Below are 25,193 nucleotides of genomic sequence, written 5' to 3'. Positions count from 1 at the left end.
CGCGGTGTCGCGCGTTCCCCGCTGCCGGGCGGTCTCACTGCGAGACGGTGAAGCCCTGCTCGGTTCCGTACTTGACCGAGGCGTCCTGCCAGCCCTTCAGCCCCTTGGTCAGCGGGGTGTTCGAGACATAGGCCTTGCCGACGCTGTCGTTGAAGATCGAGTTGGCGTACACCTGGTAGGGGAGGTACGACCAGCCGCTGCCGACGTTCGCGGCCGAGTCGGCGAAGATCTTGTTGGCCTTCTGCCCGCCGAAGTACGGGAACTCGGTGTTCTGGAACGCGTCGGACTGGAGGTCGGCCGTGGTGGCCGGGAAGGCGCCGCCCTTGAGCCGGGTCTGCACGCCCTTGCCGGCGTTCGCGTACTCGGTGAAGGCGTAGGCGAGCTCCTTGTTCTTGCCCGCCGAGGGCAGGGCCAGCGAGCTGCCGCCGTTCTCCGCGGTGGTCTTGTCGCCCTTGGTCCACTGCGGCAGCGGGGCCACACGCCAGTCACCGGAGGCGTTCTTCACACCGGAGACGAAGTTGGCGGGCATCCAGGCGCCGGTGGTCAGGGTGGCGATGCTGCCGTCGCCCAGCCCCTTGTACCAGTCGTCGGTCCAGCCGCTGACGGGCGGCAGCAGCTTCTCGTCGATGAGCTTCTGCCAGGTCTTGGTGTAGGTGGCGGCGCCCTTGTCGGAGAAGTTGATCTTCACGTTGGTGCCGTCGACCTGGTACGGGCGCGAGCCGGCCTGCCACAGCAGGCTGGTGGTCATGCCCGCGTCGCCGGTGTCGCTGGTGATGTAGACCTTCGGGTCGGCCTTGTGCAGCTTGCGCGCCGCGTCGACGTACTCGTCCCAGGTGGTGGGCACCGCGACCTTGTACTTGTCGAAGACCTTCTTGTTGTAGAACAGCGCCATCGGGCCGGAGTCCATGGGCAGCGCGTAGATCTTGTCGCCGGACTTCACCGAGTTCCACGGGCCGGGCGAGTAGGTCTTGGAGAGCTTGTCGGCGCCGTAGCCGGACAGGTCGGTCACGGCCTTGGTCAGCGAGAACTGGCCCAGCGCGTAGTACTCGATCTGCGCGACGTCCGGGACGCCCTTCTTCGCCGCTATGGCGTTCTGGAGGGCGGTGTACTGGTCCTTGTTCGTACCCGCGTTGACGAGGTTGACGTGGACCTTGGGGTGTTCCTTCTCGAAGTCCTTGACGACCTGCTTGAGCGTGGGCTCCCAGGCCCAGACCGTGATCGAGCCGCCCTTCTTCAGAGCCGCCTGGATGTCCCCGGCGGAGACCTTCTCGCCACTGGAGCCGTCGTCGTCGGAGCCGCCACAGGCGGTCGCTCCCAGGGCGAGGGCACAGACGAGGCCGATGCCGCGCAGCAGGCGGCGCGTGTTCTTGGGCATGGTGCTTCCACTTCTTCGTGGTGGGGTGAGGGTTATTCCTTGACGCTTCCGGCGGCGAGTCCGGACTGCCAGTACTTCTGCAACAGCAGGAAGGCGGCGATCAGGGGGAGGATGGTGATCACCGAGCCGGTGATCACCAGGTTGAAGACGGCTTCACCACCGGCCGTCTGGGCCTGGGCGTTCCAGCTGTTCAGCCCCAGGGTCAGCGGGTACCAGTTCGGATCCTTGAGCATGATCAGCGGCAGGAAGAAGTTGTTCCAGGTCGCGACCATCGTGAACAGCAGCACGGTCACGATGCCCGGTGCCAGCAGCGGCAGGCTGACCTGGAAGAAGGTGCGCAGCTCGCTCGCCCCGTCGATGCGGGCGGCCTCCAGCAGCTCGTCGGGGATGGCCTCGGTGGCGAAGACCCACATCAGATACAGGCCGAAGGGCGAGATGAGCGAGGGGACGATCACCGCCCAGGGGGTGTTGGTCAGCCCCATCTTGCTGAACATCAGGAAGGTGGGGACCGCCAGGGCGGTGGTCGGCACGGCGACGGCCCCGATGACGACGGCGAACACGGCGCGCTTGCCGGGGAAGGTGAACTTCGCCAGGGCGTAGCCGCCCAGGACCGCCAGGAAGGTGGCGCCACCGGCGCCGAGCCCCACATACAGCAGGGTGTTCAGCAGCCAGCGGACGAAGACGCCGTCGTTGTAGGTGAAGGTCTCACGGATGTTGTCCCACAGGGCGAAGTGGTCGGCGAACCACAGCCCGGAGGAGTCGGCCAGCCCTTCCTGGGTCTTGGTGGAGCTGATGACCAGCCATATCAGCGGCACCAGGGAGTACAGCAGCACCAGACCGGTCAGCACGGTCAGCAGCACGCTGCGGCGGGGGCGGCGCCTTTCGGCGGCCTTGCGCGGGGTGCGCAGCCGGGGCGCGTGGCCGGCTGATCCGGTCCGGGCGGACGCCTTGGCCTTGGAAGCGGTGGTGGCGGGGCTGCTCATGGTTCAGGCTCCCTTGCGCATGCCGCGAAGCTGGACGACATAGGCGACGACCATGGTGATCAGCCCCATGACGATGGCGACCGTCGCGGAGTAGTTGTGCTGCTGGCCGTTGAAGGACAGCGTGTACGTGTAGTAGTTGGGGGTGTAGTCGGTGGTGATCGCGTTGGGCGCCAGGGGCTTCAGGATGCTCGGCTCGTTGAACAGCTGGAAGCTGCCGATGATCGAGAAGATCGTCGCGATGACGAGGGCGCCGCGGATCGCGGGGAGCTTGATGGCGGTGATGACCCGCCACTGTCCGGCGCCGTCGATCTCCGCCGCCTCGTACAGGGAGTGCGGGATCACCCGCAGCGCCGAGTAGAAGATCAGCATGTTGTAGCCGACGAACTCCCAGGTGACGATGTTGCCGATCGACGCCAGGACCAGGTCGGGCGAGAGCGGATCGGGCAGCGAGACACCGAAGGCGTCGTTGATGTCCCCCACCAGCCCGAAGCGGGTGCCGTACATGAAGGCCCACATCAGCGTGGCCACCACGGCGGGCACCGCATAGGGCAGGAAGATCGAGATCCGGAAGAAGTTCTTGCCGTACAGCCGCCCGCTGTCCAGCGCGAGCGCGACGAGCAGGGCGATGCCGAGCATGATCGGCACCTGGACCGCCAGGAACAGCCCCACCCGGGTGACCCCGGACCAGAACTGGTCGTCCTGAAGCGCCTGCTGGTAGTTCTCCAGCCCCACGAACGTGGTGCCGCCGATCAGCTTGTCCCGGAAGAGGCTGAGGTAGATCGAATACCCGATGGGGGCCAGGAAGACGAGGGCGAAGACCGCCACGAAGGGGCCGACGAACCCCCACCCCGTCCAGGACCGTCGGTCCCGTTTCAGCGAAGCCCGTGCCGTGCGGTCCACGGCCGCCGGTGGTTGCAGCGTCGTCATGTCGATCCTCGTTCATCCCTCTCGGCGCCCGAAGGCCCGGCACCCAGGCAATGTTCACGTAAACACCACTCCGCGGAAAAGCCCTTGACGGGTGTTATGTTTACGTAAACATCTGGTGGCGGCATGTCTACACTGCCCGAATGTCGACGGTCAAGGGTCGTCGTCAGAAGAATCCGCGAAACTGTGGACGAAAGGGGGCAGGGGTGGACACAGCGGACAGTGGGTCGGCGAGTACGCCACAGGCCCGGGTGGGGGCCCGAACACGCGCCGACCGACGGGTCCAGCGCGCTTCCATGGCGGACGTGGCCCGCCTGGCCGGCGTCTCCTCGCAGACCGTCTCCCGGGTCGCCAACGGCTACTCGGGCGTGACGGAAGAGACCCGGCAACAGGTGCTGGCGGCGATGAAGGAGCTGGGCTACCGGCCCAACAGCGCCGCCCGGGCTCTCAAGCGCGGCGAGTTCCGCACGATCGGCGTCATCACGTTCTCTCTTGCCACCACCGGCAATGTGCGCACCCTGGAGGCGATCGCCACCTCCGCGGCCCACGAGGGCTACGCCGTGACACTCCTGCCCGTCGCGGTCCCCACCCAGGACGAGGTGCGCGGCGCCTTCTCCCGGCTGGGGGAGCTCGCCGTCGACGCCGTCATCGTCATCATGGAGGTGCATCTGCTCGACTCGGCCACCGTCTCGCTGCCGCCCAACGTCCAGGTGGTCGTGGCCGATTCGGACGCCGGGGACCGCTACAGCGTGGTCGACACCGACCAGGCGGGCGGCACCCGCGCCGCCGTGCGCCATCTGCTCGGCCTCGGCCACCGCACGGTGTGGCACCTCGCCGGCCCGGAGGCCTCCTTCGCCGCGCAGCGCCGCGCCGACGCGTGGCGCGCCACCCTCACCGACGCGGAGTGTGCCCCGCCGCCCCTGGTCCGGGGCGACTGGTCGGCGGAGTCCGGCTATCGGGCCGGACTCCGCCTCGCCGACGAGGCCGACTGCACGGCGGTGTTCGCCGCCAACGACCAGATGGCGCTTGGCCTGTTGCGGGCCCTGCACGAGCGCGGCAGGAGGGTCCCGGAGGACGTGAGCGTCATCGGCTTCGACGACATTCCCGAGGCCGGTTCCTTCCTGCCGCCCCTGACCACCGTCCACCAGGACTTCGCCGAGGTGGGGCGGCGCTGTGTCGAGGGGGTGCTCCGGCAGATGCGCGAGGAGGCGCCGGAACACGGCACCACGCTCGTCCCGACGGAACTCGTGCGGCGCGGCAGCACCGCGCCACCGCCGGCCCGCCACCTCCGTCCGTAAGGTCCGGTGAGCCCGGCCTCCGACAGGGCCTCCGCCACAGGCAGGGACCGCACAACTGCCGTGCGTCTCTTCATGGATTGCCCGGGGCGGGGGTTGGGTAATGTGCGGCAAGCGAGAGCCGCCGATGCCTCTGGGGAAGGGAACGCGCATGTCGTTCGACGCGCTGATGAATGGCGGCCTGCCGCCCGCTTTCCTGGCCCCCGAGACCTCCTCCTTCCTGGATTTCCTCAAGGCCCAGGCTCCGCAGCTGCTGCCCGCCGGGCGTCAGCACCCGCCCGCCCGGGGCGACTTCGAGGCGCCCCACGGCACGACCGTGATCGCGGCGACGTATGCGGACGGCGTGCTGGTGGCCGGCGACCGGCGCGTCACGTCGGGCAACCTCATCGCGCACCGTGAATACGAGAAGGTCTTCCCGGCCGATGGACACTCCGCCATCGCCATCGCGGGCACCGCGGGCCCGGCGGTGGAACTCGTCAGGCTCCTCCAGCTGGAACTCGAGCACTACGAGAAGATCGAAGGCACGGCCCTCTCCCTGGACGGCAAGGCCAACCGGCTGACCAAGATGGTCCGCGACAATCTCGAGATGGCGATGCAGGGCATGGCGGTGGTCCCGCTGTTCGCCGGCTACGACGTGCACAAGGGGCGCGGGCGCGTCTTCTCCTACGACGTCACCGGCAACCGCTCCGAGGAGCGCGGCTTCGCCACCACCGGATCGGGCTCGGTCCACGCCCGGGGCTCACTGAAGAAGCTGTACCGGGAGGGCATGCCGGAGCGCGACATCGTCACCGCCGTCGTGCAGGCGCTCTACGACGCGGCCGACGAGGACTCCGCCACCGGCGGCCCCGATCTCACCCGGCGGCTGTTCCCGCTCATCGCCCTCGTCACCGAGGACGGATACCGGCGGATCGGCCAGGACGAGGTGGCCGCCGTCGCGCGGGCCGTCGTCGAGGGGCGCCACACGGCGCCCGACGGGCCGCGGGCCCCGACCCTGTAGCCCGGCGAGCTTCCGCCACACCCCCGGCGTCGAGCCCCCGAGGGCCGCCCGGTGACCGCCCGTTGACCGGCCGCCACCGACACCCGCACTGGCTACGACACGGTCAGCAGCGGCCGTAGCCGCGTCGCCGCCAGGCGCCGGGCCAGGGCTTGTGGCCTGTGGTACAGGGCGGCGCCCAGGGCCAGGGCCACCACCGCCCCGATCACCAGCCCGGCGGCGACGTCGTGCGGATAGTGCGCCCCCACCCACACCCGGGACGCCCCCATCGCCAGGGCGGCGAGGGTGGCCACCGCGCCGAGCCGCGCCGAGACGAACCACAGCGCCGCCGCGGCGGCCGCGGCCAGCGCCGCGTGGTTGCTGGGGAAGGACCAGTCGCCCGGCGCCGGGCAGGCCTCGAGGACGGCCCGGTGCAGGGTCTGGCACGGGCGGTCCTCGCGCACCACCTGCTTCAGCGCGTCGTTCACCCCGTACGCCACCAGCACCAGCACCGGGGCGGCCAGGGCCTGCACGGCCGCCTCGGGGCCGCTGCGGCGGGCGCGCCACCAGCCCGCCAGCATCAGCACCGCGAACAGCGCGAGCCCGTAGGTGGACCAGGCCGAGATCGTGGTGTCCAGCCAGCCGGGGGTGCGATGCGCCAGATCCACCACCGCGGTGTATGCGGAGCCGTCGATACCGGAGCCGTCGTAGGCGAGCATCATCGGCCGGCCTCCTTACGCCGCGCGGACCGGGCGCGCAGCAGCTCGGCGGCCAGCGGCAGCAGGGACACCACCACGATCAGCACGATGAGCGGAAGCAGATAGCGGTCGACGTTCGGGATGGACGACCCCAGCGCGAATCCGGCGATCACCAGCCCCTGCGTCCACAGCAGCCCGCCTGCCGTCTGCCACACCGCGAAGGTGCGCGGCGGCACACCGAGCGCGCCCGCCATCGGGTTCAGGACCGTGCGCACCACCGGCACGAACCGGGCCAGCACCACCGCCCGCGCGTGTCCGTAGCGGTCCAGCAGCTCCCCGGCCCGGTCGGCGCCCGCCCGCAGCCGGGGCGAGCGGCCCCGGGCCAGCAGCGTGGCGCCCGCCCGGCGGCCGAGCAGATAGCCGCACTGGGCGCCGAGGAGCGCCCCGACGGCGGATGCGACCATGACCCCGGGCAGCGAGAGCCTGAGCCCGCCCGACGTACCGGAGGTGCACAGCAGCCCGGCGGTGAAGAGCAGCGAGTCCCCCGGGAGGAAGAACCCGATCAGCAGCCCGGTCTCGGCGAACAGCACCACGGCGATGCCGAGCACCCCGAACGCGGACAGCAGGGACTGGGCGTCCAGGATGTTCACGGCGAGGGGTGGGCCTGCGGACAGGTCGAGGGTCACGGGTGCGGTCCCTTCGGCGGACGTACGGAACGGAACAGAACAGCACGGAAACGGAGCGAGGCACTCGGGCCGCGCGCCGACTACAATCCAGTAGACCGTCTACGACACTGTAGACGAAGAGGGGAGAGGTGGCATGCCGATGACCGGCAAGCAGCCCGAGCGCAGACCCGCGGGTGAACTGGAGGCGACCGTGATGGCCGCGCTCTGGACCGCCGCGGGGCCGCAGAGCCCCGGTCAGGTGCAGCGGAGCCTGGAGACGTCACTGGCCCGTACGACGGTGACCACGATCCTGACCCGGCTGTACGAGAAGGGGGTCATCGACCGGAAGCGGTCCGGGCGCGGCTTCGTCTACTTCCCCCTCCAGGACGCCCACGGGCTGACCGCCCGCCGCATGCACCAGGAGCTCGACCGCGACGAAGCCCGCGAGGTCGCCCTGGCCCGCTTTGTCGACCAGCTCAGCGACGACGACGAGCGCCTGCTCCGGGAGCTCCTCGAAGCGGGTGATCAATGATCGCCCCGCTGCTGGTCGCGCCGCTGGTCCCGCTGCTCGTGCCCTGCGCCGTGCCGCCCCTGGCCCGGCGCGCCGTCGCCCGGCTGGCCCCCGCCGCCGCCCTGTGGTGCCTGACCGCGACCACGGTCGTGCTGGCCGTGTGCTCGCTGGCCGCGCTCGGCACCCTCACGCTGTACGGACTGCTGGCCCTCCCCCCGTTCGCCACCCTCGGGGAACTGATCCATCCGCTCGGCGCCGCGCCCGGCCTGCTTCCGCTCGCCGCGGCGGCCACCGGGGCGCTGGCGGTGTGCGCCTGGGCGCTGCCGCGCTCCGTGCTGCGCCAGATCCGGGAGTACCACGAGGTCAGGAAGGCAGCGGACACCCAGCCCACGGCCGGCGACCTCTGTGTGATCGACAGCCCCGACCCCGATGCCTATGCCCTGCCCGGCAGCCCGGGCCGGATCGTGGTGACCACCTCCATGCTCCGCAGCCTCAGCCCGGCCGAGCGCGAGGCGCTGTTCGCCCATGAGCGGGCGCACCTCAGCGCCCGCCATCACTACCATCTGGCCGCCGTCGGGCTCGCCGCGCACTGCCACCCCGGGCTGCGCCCGGCGGGCGCCGCCGTGCGGCTCGCCGCGGAGCGCGCCGCCGACGAGGCGGCGGCCGCCGCCACCGGCGACCGGCAGCTCACGGCCCGGGCCATCGGCCGTGCGGCCCTCGCCACCCGCGCGGCCCGGCGCCGCCCCACCGTGGCCCCGGCCGCCACCTCCGGGCCGGTGCCGCAGCGGGTCGCGGCGCTGCTGCGGCCGCCGCGGCCCGGTGTCCGTGGCAGGAGGCACCTCGCGGCGGTGGCCGCGGGGGTGCTCCTCGCGCTCTGCGCCTGCCTCTCGCTCGCCGGCGCGGGGGCCGGAGCGATCAGCCTCCACCAGAGCGTCGAGATCGCCCAAGGAGAGCGACCGGGCGGTTGAGCCCGCGGGGGCCGCCGACAAGGGCCCGGTGCACCGCGCGTACGGCGTCCACGAGCCGGGAGGCGGGGCACAGCACGGAGATCCGGGTGTCCGTCGCCGAGAAGCTCTCGAAGGGCACCCCCGCCCCGGCCAGCGTGTCGCGGAGTGTCGCGTACACATCGGCGTGCGTCAGCAGGCCGGACCCGACGATCGAGACCTTGCCGATGCGGTCGCGGTAGGTCACCCGCTCGTATCCGAGCTCTCTGCGGTGGGTCCGCAGGGCGGTCATCGCGGCGGCGGCGTCCGTCCTGGGCAGGACCAGCGCGACGTCCGCGCTCCGTCCGTCCGGGCGCGGCACGCCGTGCGACTCGGCCGCCTCGATTCCGGCGTCGGCCAGGACTCCGTGGACCCGCCCCGCGGACCGGTCCCCGTCCGGGACGCCGAACACGGTGATCTTCACGCCGGACATGTCATGGGCCACGCCCGTCACGGCGGCGGCCCGCGCGCCCTCGTCAGGGATCGCCTCGTCCGAGATGACGGTGCCGGGGCGGTCGTCGAAGGACGAGCGGACATGCACGGTCACGCCGTGCCGGCGGGCGTACTCCGCGCTGGGCAGCGCCAGCACCCGCGCGCCACCGGCCGCCATCTCGCACATCGCCTCATGGGTGAGCCGGCCGAGCGGCCTGGCCTCCGGGACGATGCCGGGGTCGGCCGTGAAGACACCGGCCACATCGGTGTAGATCTCGCACACATCGGCCTTGAGGGCCGCGGCGAGCGCGACCGCCGTCGTGTCGGACCCGCCCCGGCCCAAGGTGGTCACCTCATCGGTCTCCCCGCACACCCCCTCGAACCCCGTGACCAGCGCGATCGCCCCCCGGTCGAGCGCCTGCCGCACCCGCCCCGGCCGGACCTCGACGATCTGCGCCCGGCCGTGGTCCGAGGTCGTGAGCACACCCGCCTGCCGTCCGGAGAAGGAGTACGCCGGGGCGCCCAGCGCGTGGATCGCCATCGCGGTCAGCGCGCTGGACACCCGCTCACCCGTGGTCAGCAGCGCGTCCAGTTCGCGCGTGGCCGGCAGGGGGTCCACCTCGCGGGCGAGCCTGAGCAGCTGATCGGTGGTCCGGCCCATGGCGGACACCACCACGACCACGTCATGGCCCGCGTCATGGGCCGCGACAACACGTTCGGCGACACTCGTGATCCGCTCGGTGGTCGGCACCGAGGAGCCGCCGTACTTCTGGACGATGAGCATGGGGCCCGGCCTCCTCAGAAACCGCCCAGTCCGGCCCAGACCACGGGACCGGAGCGCGCGGAACGGCGCGAGGCACACGCCGAGACCGCCTCGACGAGGATCGAACAGGCCGTCTCGACGACATCGGCCGTGACATTGAGCGGGGGCAGAATCCGGACCACGGCGTCCTCCCGCCCGCCGCGCTCGACGATGAGCCCGTGCCGCAGCGCATACGTCTGCACCTCGGCCGCGAGCGCGGTCGCGGGCCGGCCGTCGCCGGGGTGCGCCAGCTCGATCCCCCACATCAGGCCGCGGCCCCGCACCTCGCGGACCCACGGGTTGCCGATCAGCTCACCGAGCCGGTCCGCGACCTGCACTCCCCTGCGCCGGACATTGCCCAGCACATCGTCGCGCCGGACGATACGGACCGCCTCGGCACCCGCGGCGAAGGCCAGTTGGTTGCCGCGGAACGTCCCGATGTGCGCACCCGGCTGCCAGGTGTCCAGCGCCGCGTCGTACAGGATGAGGGCGACCGGCAGGCCCATGCCGCTCAGCGCCTTGGACGCCACGATGACATCCGGCTCGATGCCGTACTGCTCGAACGCGAACCAGGTCCCGGTGCGCCCGCAGCCCGTCTGCACCTCGTCGACGATCATGGGAATGCCCAGCGAGCGGGTCACCTCGCGCACCCGCCGGACGAACTCGGTGCGGGCGACGACGGCCCCGCCCTCGCCCTGCACCATCTCCAGAATCACCGCGGCGGGAAGCGGGATGCCGCCCAGATCGTCCCGGAGCGCCCGCTCCAGATAGCCGGCGCAGTCCCGGGCGCAGCTGCCCGGCGCCGGACCGGCGGGGCACGCGGAGGAGCAGTACGGGAAGAAGTGGACGCCGGGCATGCCGTCCCGGACGGGCGCCTTCTGGGACACCAGCCCGCTGACCGCCATGGCGGCGTGGGTGCTGCCGTGGAAGCCGCCGTGGAAGGAGACGATGTCGCCCCGGCCGGTCGCGATCTTGCACAGCTTGAGGGCGGCCTCGACCGCGTTGGCGCCGGTCGGCCCGCAGAAGTGCACCTTGGTCCGCTCCCGCAGCCGCGGGGGCAGCATGGACAGCTGGGCCTCGGTGAAGGCGTCCTTGGCGGGGGTGGGGAAGTCGAGGCCGTGGGTGAGGGTGTCGAGCTGCCGGACCACGCTCTGGACCAGCTCGGGGTGGTTGTGGCCCAGCGAGAGCACACCGGCGCCGCCGAGGAAGTCGATGAAGACGTTTCCGTCGACGTCCCGGACGAAGCTCCCCGACCCCTCGGCCAGCGCGATGGGCAGATGGCGGGGGTAGGTGCGGGCCTGGGACTCCCGTCTCGCCTGATGGGCGAGGAGGGCGTCCGACCCAGGGCCGGGCAGGTCACCCCTGACCTGAGGTCCCATCAGTCCTGCCGTCCGCAGCGTCGATGTCATGGTGCCTCCTCGTGCTGAGCCGAGCCGACCTCATGCTCACCACCGTAGGAACCCGGCTGTTAAGGCTCGCTGCGACGAAAGTTAGGCGACGACAAAACCTCGGGCGGACACGGCTATCGGCTCGGGCTACCGGCTCGAACCGCCCGGTTCGAGCCGGTAGCCGTGTCCGCGCAGCGTGGTGAGCTCGGGCAGCTCGAGCGGGACGGGGGAGGCCGCCGCGGCGGTGTGCAGCCGGCGGCGCAGGGAGGACATGGTGACGTCCAGGGTCTTGGTGGGTCCGTACCAGTTCTCGTCCCACACCCGCGCCATCAGCGTCTCGCGCGAGACGGCCTCGCCCGGGTGCTGGGCCAGCACGGCGAGCAGTTCGAACTCCTTGGGGCGCAGTTCGACTTCGCCGTCGCCGAGCAGACAGCGGCGGGCCGCGATGTCCACGGTCAGGTCCCCCAGCCGGACCGGCTCGCCCGAGCCTGGCGGTCCGGCCGGGAGACGGCGCAGGTGGGCGCGGAGCCGGGCGAGCAGCACGGTCAGCGAGAAGGGCTTGACCAGGTAGTCGTCGGCGCCCGCGTCCAGGCCCGCGATCACGTCGATCTCCTCGCCGCGCGCGGTCAGGATGACGATGAGGAGGTCGGGGAACTCGTCGCGCAACTCCCGCGCGACCTCGATGCCGTCCACGTCGGGGAGGCCGAGGTCGAGCAGGACGACATCGAGGGCCAGCCGCCGGGCCTCGGCCAGCCCCGAGCCGCCGGTCCGGCTCCAGACCACCTGGTAGCCGCTGCCGCGCAGCCCGGTCTCCAGGTGTCGTCCGATGATGTCGTCGTCCTCGACGACCAGCACGGATACGGAGTCCTCGGCCCGTGGCGTACGCATGCCCCGAAGCGTAGGCGTTGTCCGGCGGATCCTTGCGCCTTCGGCGGACGCGCGCCGCCGGGTGGCGCCGGGCGCGGTGGCGACACGCGGTGTCCCGGTCGTGCCGGGCGCCGCCCGGGTGGCCGGGTGGTCATGATGGGCGCATGAGGAAGCGCGTGGTGCGCGTGGCGGTGGTCGCGGTCATGGTGGCCCTCGTCCTGCTGGCCACGCCGCTGGCCGTGGGGATCCAGCGGTCCTTCATCGCGGACGAACGCGGTGAGCTGGAGCGCGCGGCCCTGGCGGCCGCCGTGCACGTGGGCGCGAAGTCCACGGCGGAGAACCCCTCGAAGCTGCACGTCGGCGAACGGGACGCCCGGGTCGGCCTGTACGACCTGGCCGGCCGGCTGCGCGACGGACACGGGCCCGCGACGGCGGACGCGGTGACCCGGCGGGCGATGGCCGGGGTCGTGGCGCGCGGGCGCGACGGCCAGGACCTGGTCGCCGCCGTGCCCGTGTCGACGGCCGAACGGATCACCGGTGTGGTCCGCGCGGCGGACGGCACCCAGGAGCTCTGGGCCCGGGTGGGCCTCGCGTGGGCGGCGCTCGTCGGCACCGCCCTGGTCGCGCTGGCCACCGGCGTACTGGTGGCGCGGCATCAGGCGCGCACGCTCTCCGCTCCGCTGGAGGCGCTGTCGGCCACGGCCGTGGCCGTCGCCGACGGCGATCTGACCGCGCGCGCCGACCGCAGCGCGATCGCCGAGATCGACCAGGTGGCGCGCACCCAGAACACCATGGTCGAGCGGCTCACCACGCTGCTCGAACACGAGCGGCAGTTCAGCGCCAACGCCTCCCACCAGCTCCGTACCCCGCTGGCGGGCCTCCAGCTGGGTCTCGAGGAGGCCGCCGCGGACCCGGACACGGGCCACCTCAGGGCGGCCGTCGAGGAGGCCCTGGAGCGGTCCCGGCACCTTCAGCAGACGGTCGACGAGGTCCTGCGCCTGGCCAGAGCGGCGCCCGGACCGCGGGTCTCCGAGCGGGCCGGGCCGCTCGGAGAGCTGGCCGAGAGTGTGGAGCGCCGCTGGCACGGCGCGTTCGCCGCCGAGGGCCGCCGCCTGGACTTCGCGTTCGAACCGGGCAGTGAGGCGATCCGCGTACCGGACCGGACCGCCGAGCAGATCCTGGATGTGCTGCTGGACAACGCGCTCCGGCACGGGCGCGGGGCGGTCGAGGTCACGGTGCGGGAGATGACGGGCGCGGTCGCCGTGGACGTGGCCGACGAGGGGTCGCTGGCCCTCGAACCCGGGCTCGTCTTCGCGCGGGGCGCCACCACCTCCCGCTCCGGCAGCGGCATCGGCCTGCCTCTGGCGCGCGACATGGCGCGGGCGGCCGGGGGCCGGCTCACGCTCGTACGGGCGTCGCCGACCACCTTCACCCTGCTGCTGCCGATGCCCGAGGGCGAGTGACGGACGGCGCCGCGCTCAGCGGATCGGGGATCGGGGATCAGCGGTCCATATGCAGCGGGTGCGACGTGCGGCCGGACACCGCGTCGATCTCGCCGTGCGCCTTCTCCAGCAACTTCGCCGCCAGCTCGTTGAGCGCCCTGGCGCCCGCGATCTCCTCGCCGACCCGCGGCTGGTTGGAGTCGGCGGGGGCCCGGCTCGCGGCCCCGTGGCCCCGGATCTCGCTCCCGTCGGCGAGCCGGACCAGGGCTGCGGCGCGTGTGTGGCGGGTGTCCTCGTCGAATTCCAACTCGACATGCCATCCCACGCTGGTCTGTGGCATGACGCTCACCTCCGGAATCGCTCCTGCGCGCGTGTGTCCACTCCCCAGCGTGCATCCACTCCCCGGCAGCCGCACAACATGACGCACCCATTTAGTTAGGTGAGGCATACCTAACTTCCTTCTATGCTGTGGCGCATGGACATCTGGGAACTGACGGGCGTGAGCCTCGGCTGCGCGCTCTTACTGGTCGCGCTGTTCACCGTCGTCATCGTGGGTTCTCTCCTGGTGGCCCGGGACGCCCTGCTCCCCGACTACCCGCCCGCGATCCAGGAGCGGTACGGGGAGCGGAGCGCGCGGGGACGGCGGACCGCGGCGGCGGCCGGGCTGCTGAACTTGGCGGTGTTCACCGCGGTGCCACTGCTCGGCGTCCTCGAACTGCACGACCGCGCCGACGGCCCGCTCGGCTTCTGGCCGCCGTTCGTCCTCGGCACCGTCAGCTTTCTCGCCCTCGTCCTCTTCGACCTGGTGGTCCTGGACTGGTGTCTGTTCTGCCTCGTGCAGCCGCGCTTCATGGTGCTGCCCGGCACGGAAGGCATGCCCGAGTACCGTGACTTCGCCTTTCACGCGCGCGTGCTCGTCCCCCGTCCCGTGCCGTGGCCGCTGGTGGCCATCCCCGGGTTCGGGGTGGCCGTGGGCGCCGTCGCCTCCCTCGCGGAGGTGCTGACCGGCTGAGGACGGGGCCGACGGGGGTCATGCCCGGGAACGACCCGGCGGGCGGCCGGTACTGCGTTCTCAGTACTCCCGATTGTCGGCAGCCGCACGACGACGGGCGGGCCGCGCGCCGGGAGCCTGGAGAGGTACCCGAGTTCAGATGTGGAGACCTCCGTCCCGTGGCTGCTTATCTCTATCGACTGGGCCGTCTGGCCTTCCGACGACGCTGGTGGGTGACCCTGCTGTGGGTGGCCGTGCTGGCGGCCGTCGGCTTCGGCGCGGTCAAGGCGCCGGCCGCCCCCGACACCGGGAACTCCATGCCCGGCATCGAGTCCCAGAAGGCGTTCGACCTGATGGACCAGCGCTTCCCCGGCGCCAAGGCCGACGGGGCGAACGCCCGGATCGTCTTCGTCGCCCCGCACGGGGAGAAGGTCACCGCGGCCGCCAACCGGGCGGCCGTCGAGAAGGTCGTGCACGAGGTGTCCGGCGGTCCCCAGGTCGCCGGCGCGGTGGACCCCTTCCAGGCGCGGGCCGTCAGCAAGGACGCCGGCACGGCATACGCGACCGTCACCTACAAGGTGGCGGCCGACGACCTCACCGACGCCGCCAAGAAGACCTTGGAGGACGCCGTCCAGCAGGCCCGGGACGCGGGGCTGACCGTCGAGGTCGGCGGCAACGCGCTGGCGACCCAGCCCGCGGCGGGCGGGGCGGCCGAGGGCATCGGCATCGTCATCGCCGCGGCCGTGCTGCTGATCACCTTCGGCTCGCTGGCCGCCGCGGGGCTCCCGCTGCTGACCGCGATCGTCGGCGTCGGCGTCTCCATGGCCTCGATCATGGCGCTGGCCAGCACCTTCGGCCTGTCCGGCACCACCGGCACGCTCGCCTCGATGCTGGGGATCGCGGTCGGCATCGACTACGCCATGTTCGTGGTCTCCCGCTACCGCGAGGAGCGGGCCCGGGGGCACGAGCCCGAGGAGGCGGCCGGGCTGGCCGCGGGCACGGCCGGGTCGGCGGTGGTCTTCGCCGGGCTCACCGTCGTGATCGCGCTGGCCGGGCTGTCGGTGGTCGGCATCCCGATGCTGACCAAGATGGGCCTGGCCGCCGCGGGCGCGGTCGCGATCGCCGTCGTCATCGCGCTGACCCTGGTGCCGGCGCTGCTCGCCTTCCTCCCGCGGGCCGTGCTGTCGCGCTCCGCCCGGCGGGGCGCGAAGAACAAGGATGCGAAGAACAAGGACGCGAAGGCCAAGCGCGCGAAGGCCAAGGAGGGCGGCGAGCACAACGCGGGCAGCCGCTGGGCCCGGTTCGTACTGCGCCGCCCCCTGCCCGTACTGCTGGCCGCCGTGGCCGGGCTCGGCGCGATCGCGCTCCCGGTGACGGGCCTCCAGCTGGGCATGCCCGGGGACGAGGCCAAGTCCACCTCGACCACGGAGCGCCGCGCCTACGACGCGCTCGCCGAGGGCTTCGGCCCCGGCTTCAACGGACCGCTGACCATCGTCGTCGACGCCAAGGGCACCACCGACGCGAAGGGCGCCGTACACCGGATCACCGACAGGATCGGCGCCACCAAGGGGGTCGTGTCCGTCTCCCCGGCCCGGTTCAACGCCGCGGGCGACACCGCGGTCTTCTCCGCCACCCCGTCCACCGCCCCCACGGACGAGAAGACCAAGGACCTGGTGCGCACCATCCGCGCCGAACGGCCCGCGCTCGAGTCCGCCACCCATGCGAGCTTCGAGGTCACCGGCTCCACCGCGGTGAACATCGACGTCGCCCAGAAGGTGCAGGACGCGCTGATCCCCTATCTCGCGGTCGTGGTGGGCCTCGCCTTCGTGCTTCTGCTCGTGGTGTTCCGCTCCCTCCTGGTGCCCATCAAGGCGGCGGCCGGGTTCCTGCTGTCGGTGCTCGCCGCCTTCGGCGCGGTGGTCGCGGTCTTCCAGTGGGGCTGGGGCGCCGACCTCCTCGGCGTGGAGCAGACCGGCCCGATCATGAGCCTGATGCCGATCTTCCTGGTGGGCATCGTCTTCGGCCTCGCCATGGACTACGAGGTCTTCCTGGTCACCCGCATGCGCGAGGCGTACGTCCACGGGGACCGGCCCGGCCAGGCGATCGTCACCGGGTTCCGGCACAGCGCCCGGGTCGTGGTGGCGGCCGCGCTGATCATGATGGCCGTGTTCTCCGGGTTCGTGGGCTCCTCCGAATCCATGATCAAGATGATCGGGTTCGGCCTCGCCATCGCCGTCCTGTTCGACGCGTTCGTCGTCCGCATGGCGCTGGTGCCCGCCGTCCTCGCGCTGCTCGGCGACCGCGCCTGGTGGCTGCCGCGCTGGCTGGACAGGGTGCTGCCGAACATCGACGTGGAGGGCGAGGCGCTCAGCCGCCGCTCCCCCGCCGCCGCGCTCCCGGCCCCCGACACCACGCCGGACCGGGAATCGGCACACGTCTGACCCGGCAGACGCCTGATTCGACAGACGCCTGATTCGACAGACGCCGCCCCGCGCCCCGAGGGCCGCCCGTGGTCACGCACCCGGGCGGCCCGTCGGCCGTTCGCGCCCAGCCTCGTCCACCATGGACCCAGGCCCCGACCGGAGACCCCGATGACCAACAGCTTGGAGCGCTATACGGAGCGCCATCACCTCGCCTTCGACCTGTTCGTGGCCGGGGTGCTGTTCGGCCTTGTCGTCCTCGGCGCCGGACTCAACATGCCGGGCAGCGCCCAGCCGTCGTTGGGCCCGGCCCTGCTGCTGGCGGGTATCTCCAGCGCCGCCCTGGTGGGATGTCGCAGCCACCCGCGCATCGCCGTCGCCGTGACGGCGGCCTGTGTCGCGGCCGCGAGCGCGGTCGGCTATCTGCTCACTCCCCTGCTGCTGGCCCCGGTCCTGACGGCGCTCTACTGGCTGGCGGTGCTCACCGAGCGGAAGGTCACCTACGCCTACTGCCTCGTCACCATCGCCGCGCTGGTGACCACCGCGACGGTCGCCGACCCCGCCCATCACGCGCTGGTGCTCAAGACCATCGGCCCGGCCGTGTGGCTGCTGCTGCCCGTCGCCGCCGGCCGCGCGGTCCGGATACGGCGCGCCTATACGGACGCCGTCATGGACGCCGCACAGGCCCGCGTCGAACACGCCGAGCGCACCCGCGAGGAGGAGGCGCGGCACCGCGTCGCCGAGGAGCGCATGCGCATCGCCCGCGAGCTGCACGACGTGGTCGCCCACCACCTGGCCCTGGCCAACGCCCAGGCGAGCACCGCCGCGCATCTCGCCCGGAACAACCCCGACCAGGCCCAGAAGATCCTCACCGGCCTGGCCTCCACCACCTCCTCCGCACTGCGCGAACTCAAGGCCACCGTCGGCCTGCTGCGCCAGACGGACGACCCGGACGCGCCCCTGGAGCCCAGCCCCGGACTCGCCCGGCTCCCCGAGCTGACCGACGCGTTCGCCTCCGCCGGGCTCCCGGTCACGGTCACCACGCGCGGCGAGCCGCGGCGGCTCTCCCCGGGAGTGGATCTGACGGCGTTCCGGATCGTGCAGGAGGCCCTCACCAACGTCACCAAGCACGCCGCCGCGCACACCGCGCACGTACGGCTCAGCTACTCCCGCGACCGGCTGACCATCGACGTCACCGACGACGGAACCGCTGCTACGGACACGGCGGCCGCGCCGGCCCCCGGACACGGCTTCGGCCTCATCGGCATGCGCGAGCGCGCGCATTCGGTGGGCGGCGCCCTCACCGCGGGCCGCCGCCCGGAAGGCGGCTTCGAGGTCACCGCCGAACTGCCGCTGCACCCCGACGGACCGGCACCCGCACCCGAACCGGACCCCACGCCGGATCCGAACCCCGCACCCGAGCCGGGGGAACAGGGAGCCTGACCCGCCGCGACGGGATTGCGCGCACGGTCAACGACTGTGCGCTCGCTGTCAATGCCTTCCGGCGGGGCCTGCGACAGACTCGACGCGCCCCTTCAACCCCTGACCCCTCTGGAGGGACTGCGCGGTGCGGATCGTCTATGCCGACGGTGAGACCGAACGGGAGATGGAACTGCGCGTCGGCCGGCCGAACGCCACGCTGGCCGACCTCGCAGCGGCCCTGGACATCCCGGCGAGCGGGCTGAGCATCGACGGCAGGACGGCACCGCCGGAGACCGGGCTGAGCGAGTCCGGTCTCGCCCACGGCTCACGGGTGGCCCGCGCGGGCTGGGGCTCCGCCGGCGGGCCGCGCGTGGCGGCCGCCGTGCTGCGGGTGGTCGGTGGGCTGGAGGCCGGGCGCAGCATTCCGCTGCGGGTGGGCAGGGTGGTCATCGGCCGGGGCGCCGAGGCGGATGTGCGGGTCGTGGCCGCGGGGGTGTCCCGACTGCACGCCGCGCTGGAGGTCTCGGCCGATGGGCAGGTGCACATCGCCGACCTGAACACGGTCAACGGCACGGATGTGTGCGGCGAGCGGATCGCCAAGGCCGTCCGGGTCCAGCCGGAGGACCTGGTCTCGCTCGGTGGCGAGGTGCAGCTGCGCATCCTGCCGCCGGACCGCATCGGCCCCGTGCAGCGGGTCAACGCGGTCCGGGAGGTGGGCCCCGGCGGCACCCTGCCCTTCAACCGCCCGCCGCGCGGCGGCAGGCCGGGCGAACCGCCGCGGATCGCCGCCCCCGAGCCGCCGCCGAGCGCCAACAAGGCTCCGTTCTCGATCTCCAGCATGCTGGGTCCGCTGGTCCTGGCCGGCACGATCGTCGCCCTCACCGGCGATATCCGCTACGCGGCCATCGCGGCGCTCACCCCCCTGATGTTCCTGGGGAACTTCCTGGAGGAGCGGCTGCGGGGCCGGTTCTCCGTCCGGCGCGGGATGCGGGACCACACCGCCCGGGTCGCGGAGTTCGAGCAGACCGTGGCCGCGCGTCACGCGGCCGAGATCCGTACCCGCCGGGCCGCCCACCCCGACCCGGCGGAGGTGGTCCACCGGGCCACCGCGCCGGGGCTGGCCCTGTGGGAACGGCGCCCCGGCGCGCCGGACTTCCTCAGGACGGTGGTGGGCGGCGCCGATCTGTCCTGGTCTCCACCGCTGGAGACGGGCTCCTCGGGACCGGCGCCCGAGGTGGCGGACATCCTGGGCGAGCGGTGTGTGCTGCCGCAGGTGCCGGTGGTGGTCGGGGTCTCGGCCGGTGAGGCGGTGGGGTTCGAGGGGGACCGCCGGGCGTCCCTCGCCATCGTCCGGTCCCTGTTGTGCCAGGCGGTGGTGGGGAGCGGTCCGGCGGATGTGACGCTGGCGGTGTTCGCCGACCCGGAGCGGCTCGCCGACTGGGACTGGACGAAGTGGCTGCCGCACGGCGCGGATCCGCAGTCGGGCACGGCGCGGCTGGTGGCGGTCGGGCCGGAGCAGTCCGACGCGCTGGCCCGCCATCTGCTCGCCGCAGCGCCCCGGCGCGCGGAGGGCGGCACCGGCCCGGTGCTGCTGGTGGTCGTGGACGGCGCCACGCTGCTGGAGGGCCGCCCCTGCCCGCTGCGGGAGCTGCTCGCGGACCGCGCGCTGAGCTGCGGCGCCCTGGTCCTCACCACCCGGCTGCCCGCCCTGTGCACCTCGGTGGTCACCGCCTCGGCGGAGGGCCGTGGCCGGGTACGCGATGTGGCCTCCGACGAGGTGGTGTCCGATGTGCTGCTGGGGGGCATGCCGGTGGCCGAGGCGCGCGCCACCGCCAGGGCGCTGGCCCGCTTCGAGGACCCGGAGTTGCGGATCGAGGGCGCGGGGCTGCCGGACCGGATCTCCCTGCTGCCGCTGCTGGACCTGGCCGCCGTCTCCGGGGACGAGGTCGGCCACCGGTGGAAGACACGTGCTCCGGCGCTGCGGGTGCAGGCCGTGCTCGGGGTCAGCGAGCGGGACCTGTTCACCGTGGACCTCGACGACGACGGGCCGCATGCGCTGATCGCCGGAACCACCGGCTCCGGCAAGAGCGAACTGCTGCGCACCCTCATCGCGAGCATGGCCACCGACGCCGACCCCGAGCATCTGACCTTCGCGCTGGTGGACTACAAGGGCGGCGGTGCCCTGGACGAGTGCGCCGAACTCCCGCACACCGTGGGCCTGGTCACCGACCTCGACGAGCAGCTCAGCGAGCGCGCCCTGCGCTGTCTGGACGCCGAGCTGCGCCACCGCGAACGCCTGCTGCGCGAGGTGGGGCTCGGCCACATCCGCGACTACCAGCGGCTGCGCGACACCGAAGACGCCAAGGACGCCGCCATGGAGCCGATGCCCCGGCTCGCCGTGGTGATCGACGAGTTCGCCACCCTGGTCAAGGCCCTGCCGGACTTCGTCGACTCGCTGGTGAGCATCGCCCAGCGCGGCCGCACCCTCGGCGTCCATCTGATCATGGCCACCCAGCGGCCGGCCGGCTCGGTCAACGACGCCATCAAGAACAACGTCAAACTCCGTATCGCGCTGCGACTTGAGAGCACCGGGGACTCGCAGGACGTCATCGACAGCCCGGCCGCGGCCGGGATCGGCACCCGCCAGTGGGGACGCGCCTACTACCGGCTCAGTGCGCGGGAGGTGCTGCCGGTGCAGACCGCGCTGTCCACCGGGGTCACCCCGCAGGCCGCGGTGACCGTCCCGGTGACCATCGCGCCGTTCATCCTGGGCATGCCGGTCCTGGCGGCGGCCACCGACGGCACAGAGGGCGAGACCGATCTGCGACGGCTGGTCAAGGCCGCGCGGCAGGCCGCCGACCTCTCCGGATTCGCCCCGCCGCGGCGGCCCTGGCCCGATCCGCTGCCCGATGTGCTGCACCGCACGGACCTTCCGCCGGTCGCCGAACAGGGCCTGCACACCGAGGCCGCCGGGCTGCCCGCCTGGGCGCTCGCCGACGACCCCGACCGGCAGCGGCAGTACGCGGTCGGCTGGGACCCGGCGGCGGGAAACCTGCTGGTCTACGGCTCCGGCGGCTCCGGCACCTCCACCGCGCTCGCCTCGCTCGCCCTCTCCGCCACCGGCACCGCACCGCCCGACCGGCTGCACGTCTTCGCCCTCGACATGGGCGCGGGCGACCTGGCCCCGCTGGCCGCGCTGCCGCACACCGGCGCCCACATCGGGTCCGGCGAGCGCGAGCGGCAGAACCGGCTGATCAAGCTGTTGCGCCGGGAGCTGGACGAGCGCAAGTCCCGCGGCCCGGCCGGCTCCCCGGACTGGCTGGTGCTGCTGGACAACCTCGGCGCCCTGATCTCGGACTTCGACAAGGACGTGGCGGGGATGAACCTGATCGACGAGCTCGCCCGTGTCTACGCGGACGGCCCCGCGGTCGGCATCCGGTTCGCCGTCAGCGCCGACCGCTCCGGTGCCGTGCCCTCGGCCTGGTCCGCCCTGACCCAGACCAAGCTGCTGCTGCGGCTGGCCGACCCCGGCGAGTACGGATACTTCGACGTGCCGCGCAACGCGGTCCCCACGTACGTGCCGGGCCGGGCGCTCGTGGCCGCCAACCGGCAGGTGATCCAGATCGGCTGGCCGGGCGAGGACCTGACGGCGGCCGTCGCGGACACCGCCGCCCGGTGGACCGGCGCCGAGCGCATCGCCCCGGAGGTCGGGCTGCTGCCCACCGACGTCCCCGCCACCGCCCTCACGACACCGCCTCAGACCGCCACGGACCCCTGGTGGCTCCCGGTCGGCCTGGACTCCGACACCCTCGGCTGCGCCGGGCTGCGGATGTACGAGCGCGAACACGCCCTGATCGCCGGGCCGCAGCGGTCCGGCCGCAGCACGGCCCTGTGCACCGTCGCCCGTCTCGTGATGTCCTCCGCCGACGCCCCGACCACGGTCGTCGGCTTCGCCCCGCGCCGCTCCCCGCTGCGGGAGCTGCCCGGACTGACCGCCCTGGCCACCACGTACGACGACCTCGAACAGACCCTCGCCGCCCTCCCTCTGGGCCGGCCCGCCCTCCTCCTGGCCGATGACGCCGACACGGTGGACGACGAACGCGGCTTCCTGGAACAGTGGCTGTCCTTCCCCGCCACCGGCCACCACCTGATCGCCGCCGGCCGCGCCGACGCCCTGCGCCGCGCCTACGGCCACTGGACCCAACGCGCCCGCGACAACCGCTGCGGTGTCCTCCTGTGCCCCGACCACGACCTCGACGGCGACCTGCTGGGCACCGAACTGCCCCGCCACGACCGCATGGCCCCGCTGCCGGGCCGTGGCTACCTCGTGGTGGACGGCGTGGCGGCGGGCGTGCAGGTGGCGAACTGAGCCGTGCTCGCCCGCATATGACTCATTGCGCTGAACGCACATGGACAGTGCGCCCAAGGTCAATGACACGGGGCAGTCCAGGACCGGAGAATTCACGAGTGAGCCACACAGGGGGAACTGACTGATGCCACCGAAGTACGACTTCGCTGCCGCCGACCGGCTCAGTCAGCAGCTGACCGAGCTCATAAAGAAGATCGACTGGTTCTTATGGCTGCGTGACAGCCAGTCCAACCATCTCCTCGGCGCCCGCCACAGCGACCACTGGCAGGGAGCGAAGCGCGACGAATTTCAAGACGAATTCAAGCACCAGAAGACTGCATTCACCCATCTCAAGGACGCCGCAAAGAGACTCCAGTCTCAGGTGCACACCGCGACCGAGGCAGCGCACGCCGCCGAGAAGGCCGAGAAGAACAAGAATTAGGCGCAGAAGCGACATGATCAAAGTCTCCGCGATTCCGGAAAACCTCTTCAGGTATTCCGATGCGTGCACCCAAGGTGCCGAACAGATGCAGACCTGGGTCCGCAATGTGCTGACCCCTGCGCTCCAGGCGTATGAGAACGGCGGCGGACCCTGCACGGCCCAGGCCCTTGACGTGGACGTCGCCAAGCAGGTGGCGGCCGCGTACTACACCGACCGGAAGGCGCGGACGGTCGGCATGGCGTTTCTGCGGGCCGGGGGCGTTCTCGTACGGGGGCGGAACCATCCGATCTTCTCCAACAACAAGGACATAGACAAGGCATTCAAGCGACTTCAGACGGAGGCCGCGCATCAGGGACAGATCAACGCGGGAGCCGCGCTCGCCCGCGGTCTGCCAACGGTCATGGACGCCGACGAGCGCCAACGGATCGAACGCGAACTCGCCAAGCATGCCGACGACCCCTACTTCACCGCCGGATTCTTCAATTCACTGAATCTACGGCAACTCGAGCAGTTCCTGGCGCAATCGCCCAACATCAAGCCGTTTGTCAGCGCCTACGCCAGCGGCGTGCTGAGCGATACGACGACCGCGAATTTCGTCGAAACGCTCAGCAGACTCCAAGGCAGAGACAACTCGCCTGAGCACAACCACATCACCGCCGAGCAGCAGATCGCCTTGCTCAATGCGCTCGCCCGCAACCCGGCGGCGTCCGCGAACTTCGCCAACTCTCTGACCGCTGCCCAGATAAGGCATCTGATCCACGGTGAGGCCTCGCTCAACCCGCCACTGAGGACGACCCTGCTGGGCGTACTCACGACGGCGATGGAGAACATCGGCGGTCAACCAGGGGCCCATGCCCTTATGGGGAAGGTCTCCCAGGCGCTGTTCGCGCCCGACGCACCAGGGCTGACCAAGACCGACCTGGACCAGCTGCTGCCCTCCCTGACCCTCTTCTTCTCAGCCGGCGTGAACCAGAGCGTCACACCCCCGGAGAAGCTCGGAGCGAATGACCTTCGCAAGTGGTCCGGCGATCTCGGCACCCTGATCGGCAAGGAACTCCGGCCGTTCATGGCAGCGATCGAGCAAGTCGACCTGAACGCGAAGAATTCGGTGATCAAGCTTCTGATCGACCGAGTATTCGTCAAGGTGCTCTTCAAAGTGGTGGGACCCGCTACGCCGCAAGGGCTTGTCGCGACACTCGCCTACAGGGCGGCCATGATGGCCGTGCAGAAGCTGGTGCTCAAGCATAATCCCCTGGACCTCATCCTCAACAAGCTGCTACCCGACGGAAAGTACAAGAACACGTCAGTAATCAACGACAAGATCGCAGCGGGAGGACTCGTCCTTTCCGTCAGCGCGCTTATTTCACAGGGTCTGGTCCACCATGTGGACGGCGGCAAGGTTCGGTTCACCGGCAACCCCGAGATCGACAGCCAAACCATCGCGACGGTCCTTGAGAATCCGCTGCAATACTACGCAAGCAAGCCGAATTCCAAGGAAAGAATCCTTCCCACCATCAAGGACCTGATGAACGAATTCACCCTCAGTGAAACCGGCGAAGCCGGGACCCCGCCCAAGGCCCCGGAGACCCAGCCGGGCTCATAAGACGCCTCCGAGACAGACCAAGAAACAGGAGAAACACCATGGCAGATGACAAGGTTTCAGTCGACGGCGACGCACACCTCGCAAGCAAGAAGTTCCTGAGCATCATCAACGGCGGCTTCCAGGAGTCCATCAAGCACCTCTCCGACGCCGGGACCACCCTGAGCGACCCGAACCACTGGAGCGGCCCGTACGCCGCCCAGTTCCGTTCTTCCTGGAGCAGCGCCCAGACCGACCTGAACAAGATCAGGCACTCTCTGGACGAGTTCCAGCGGAAGTTCGACGCGATCCTGAAGAACATCTCCCAAGCCGGCGGCCAGCACCGCTGACCGACCCGAAGCGTCATAGCAGGAACTCCCTAAGGAAACTCCCATGTCTGAGAGGGACCCGGTCCACCCCTGGACCGGAGAGCTGAGCCCCGCCGACCTCGAACGCCTCGGCGCGGAACCGCTGCGGCGGTCGGACCCGGTGGCGATCGGGCCCTACCGGGTGCTCGCGCGCCTGGGGGGCGGGGGGATGGGCCGGCTCTACCTCGGGCGGGAAGCGGGCGCGGAGGGGGAGGCGGGGGGGGGGGGGGGGGGCGCCGCGGGGGGGGGGGGGGGCGGGGGAGGCGGGGCGGGCGCCACCCGCCG

21 protein-coding genes are annotated in these 25,193 nt (G+C 71.7%); 12 read left to right on the top strand and 9 right to left on the bottom strand.

The genetic code is table 11. From position 1 onward, the window contains the following. Positions 1–34: 34 nt before the first annotated feature. From ABTY62_RS20165 to ABTY62_RS20155, 3 genes are read right to left on the bottom strand one after another with little or no spacing between them, the layout of a single operon-like run. Entirely contained in the window at positions 35–1,375 is a 1,341-nt protein-coding gene (locus ABTY62_RS20165) for an ABC transporter substrate-binding protein (RefSeq protein ID WP_352130784.1), read from the bottom strand. Positions 1,376–1,407: 32 nt separating this feature from the next. Continuing rightward, positions 1,408–2,358 carry a carbohydrate ABC transporter permease gene (locus ABTY62_RS20160; protein ID WP_352130783.1) on the bottom strand — a complete coding sequence of 317 codons (951 nt, stop codon included), beginning with the start codon at positions 2,356–2,358 and terminating at the stop codon, positions 1,408–1,410. A 3-nt stretch (positions 2,359–2,361) separates the two neighbouring features. After that, complete coding sequence (locus tag ABTY62_RS20155) at positions 2,362–3,285, bottom strand: carbohydrate ABC transporter permease (protein WP_352130782.1); 924 nt, start codon at positions 3,283–3,285, stop codon at positions 2,362–2,364. Between the two features lie 293 nt (positions 3,286–3,578). Between ABTY62_RS20155 and ABTY62_RS20150 the strand changes: the two genes are divergently transcribed. Beyond that, positions 3,579–4,580 (top strand): LacI family DNA-binding transcriptional regulator, encoded by a 1,002-nt coding sequence (locus ABTY62_RS20150; protein ID WP_352130781.1) that lies wholly within the window; start codon positions 3,579–3,581, stop codon positions 4,578–4,580. 148 nt (positions 4,581–4,728) lie between these two features. Continuing rightward, on the top strand, positions 4,729–5,574 hold the full coding sequence (gene prcB, locus ABTY62_RS20145) for a proteasome subunit beta (RefSeq protein ID WP_352130780.1): 846 nt from the start codon (positions 4,729–4,731) through the stop codon (positions 5,572–5,574). Positions 5,575–5,666: 92 nt separating this feature from the next. Here the strand turns inward: prcB and ABTY62_RS20140 are convergent, their stop codons facing one another. Together ABTY62_RS20140 and ABTY62_RS20135 are read right to left on the bottom strand one after the other, a co-directional pair. Beyond that, on the bottom strand, positions 5,667–6,272 hold the full coding sequence (locus ABTY62_RS20140) for a phosphatase PAP2 family protein (RefSeq protein ID WP_352130779.1): 606 nt from the start codon (positions 6,270–6,272) through the stop codon (positions 5,667–5,669). Next, a complete protein-coding gene (locus ABTY62_RS20135) occupies positions 6,269–6,934 on the bottom strand; it encodes a DedA family protein (protein WP_352130778.1) in 666 nt (221 codons plus the stop codon). The genes ABTY62_RS20140 and ABTY62_RS20135 overlap by 4 nt, the downstream gene beginning before the upstream one ends. Positions 6,935–7,073: 139 nt before the next feature. Here ABTY62_RS20135 and ABTY62_RS20130 point away from each other — a divergent pair, with 139 nt between their 5' ends. Continuing rightward, entirely contained in the window at positions 7,074–7,445 is a 372-nt protein-coding gene (locus ABTY62_RS20130) for a BlaI/MecI/CopY family transcriptional regulator (RefSeq protein ID WP_352130777.1), read from the top strand. Next, on the top strand, positions 7,442–8,392 hold the full coding sequence (locus tag ABTY62_RS20125) for a M56 family metallopeptidase (protein ID WP_352130776.1): 951 nt from the start codon (positions 7,442–7,444) through the stop codon (positions 8,390–8,392). Before ABTY62_RS20130 ends, ABTY62_RS20125 begins: the two co-directional genes overlap by 4 nt. Here the strand turns inward: ABTY62_RS20125 and ABTY62_RS20120 are convergent. The 3 genes from ABTY62_RS20120 to ABTY62_RS20110 form a co-directional block, all read right to left on the bottom strand. Then, positions 8,340–9,623 carry an aspartate kinase gene (locus tag ABTY62_RS20120; RefSeq protein ID WP_352130775.1) on the bottom strand — a complete coding sequence of 428 codons (1,284 nt, stop codon included), beginning with the start codon at positions 9,621–9,623 and terminating at the stop codon, positions 8,340–8,342. The two genes, ABTY62_RS20125 and ABTY62_RS20120, sit on opposite strands and share 53 nt — an antisense overlap. A 14-nt stretch (positions 9,624–9,637) precedes the next feature. After that, positions 9,638–11,050, bottom strand: coding sequence for an aspartate aminotransferase family protein (locus ABTY62_RS20115; protein ID WP_352130774.1), 1,413 nt, complete (start codon positions 11,048–11,050; stop codon positions 9,638–9,640). A gap of 126 nt (positions 11,051–11,176) precedes the next feature. Further along, on the bottom strand, positions 11,177–11,917 hold the full coding sequence (locus ABTY62_RS20110; protein WP_352130773.1) for a response regulator transcription factor: 741 nt from the start codon (positions 11,915–11,917) through the stop codon (positions 11,177–11,179). 143 nt (positions 11,918–12,060) lie between these two features. Between ABTY62_RS20110 and ABTY62_RS20105 the strand changes: the two genes are divergently transcribed. Then, entirely contained in the window at positions 12,061–13,359 is a 1,299-nt protein-coding gene (locus tag ABTY62_RS20105; RefSeq protein ID WP_352130772.1) for a HAMP domain-containing sensor histidine kinase, read from the top strand. Positions 13,360–13,396: 37 nt separating this feature from the next. On the opposite strand, the gene ABTY62_RS20100 is transcribed toward ABTY62_RS20105, so the two are convergent. After that, positions 13,397–13,678 (bottom strand): DUF1876 domain-containing protein, encoded by a 282-nt coding sequence (locus ABTY62_RS20100; protein WP_352130771.1) that lies wholly within the window; start codon positions 13,676–13,678, stop codon positions 13,397–13,399. A gap of 135 nt (positions 13,679–13,813) precedes the next feature. On the opposite strand from ABTY62_RS20100, the gene ABTY62_RS20095 reads away from it, so the two are divergent. From ABTY62_RS20095 to ABTY62_RS20065, 7 genes are all read left to right on the top strand, one after another. Beyond that, a complete protein-coding gene (locus ABTY62_RS20095; protein WP_352130770.1) occupies positions 13,814–14,350 on the top strand; it encodes a hypothetical protein in 537 nt (178 codons plus the stop codon). 158 nt (positions 14,351–14,508) lie between these two features. Beyond that, entirely contained in the window at positions 14,509–16,770 is a 2,262-nt protein-coding gene (locus tag ABTY62_RS20090) for an MMPL family transporter (RefSeq protein WP_352130769.1), read from the top strand. 150 nt (positions 16,771–16,920) lie between these two features. Further along, positions 16,921–18,192, top strand: a complete 1,272-nt coding sequence (locus ABTY62_RS20085; RefSeq protein WP_352130768.1) for a sensor histidine kinase — start codon at positions 16,921–16,923, stop codon at positions 18,190–18,192. A gap of 124 nt (positions 18,193–18,316) precedes the next feature. Further along, a complete protein-coding gene (locus tag ABTY62_RS20080) occupies positions 18,317–22,540 on the top strand; it encodes a type VII secretion EssC family protein (RefSeq protein ID WP_352130767.1) in 4,224 nt (1,407 codons plus the stop codon). Between the two features lie 124 nt (positions 22,541–22,664). Continuing rightward, a complete protein-coding gene (locus ABTY62_RS20075; RefSeq protein ID WP_352130766.1) occupies positions 22,665–22,961 on the top strand; it encodes a hypothetical protein in 297 nt (98 codons plus the stop codon). Between the two features lie 13 nt (positions 22,962–22,974). After that, positions 22,975–24,564 carry a hypothetical protein gene (locus tag ABTY62_RS20070; protein ID WP_352130765.1) on the top strand — a complete coding sequence of 530 codons (1,590 nt, stop codon included), beginning with the start codon at positions 22,975–22,977 and terminating at the stop codon, positions 24,562–24,564. 38 nt (positions 24,565–24,602) lie between these two features. Continuing rightward, the gene (locus ABTY62_RS20065) at positions 24,603–24,890 is read left to right on the top strand and encodes a hypothetical protein (protein ID WP_352130764.1); all 288 of its coding nucleotides are present in this window, start codon (positions 24,603–24,605) and stop codon (positions 24,888–24,890) included. Positions 24,891–25,193 lie beyond the last annotated feature (303 nt).

Source organism: Streptomyces sp. NPDC097640 (assembly GCF_040302705.1).
In the GTDB taxonomy this organism is placed as follows: Bacteria; Actinomycetota; Actinomycetes; order Streptomycetales; family Streptomycetaceae; genus Streptomyces.
Note: the sequence above shows the minus strand (reverse complement) of the source record. Positions and strands in the feature narration are given on the sequence as shown.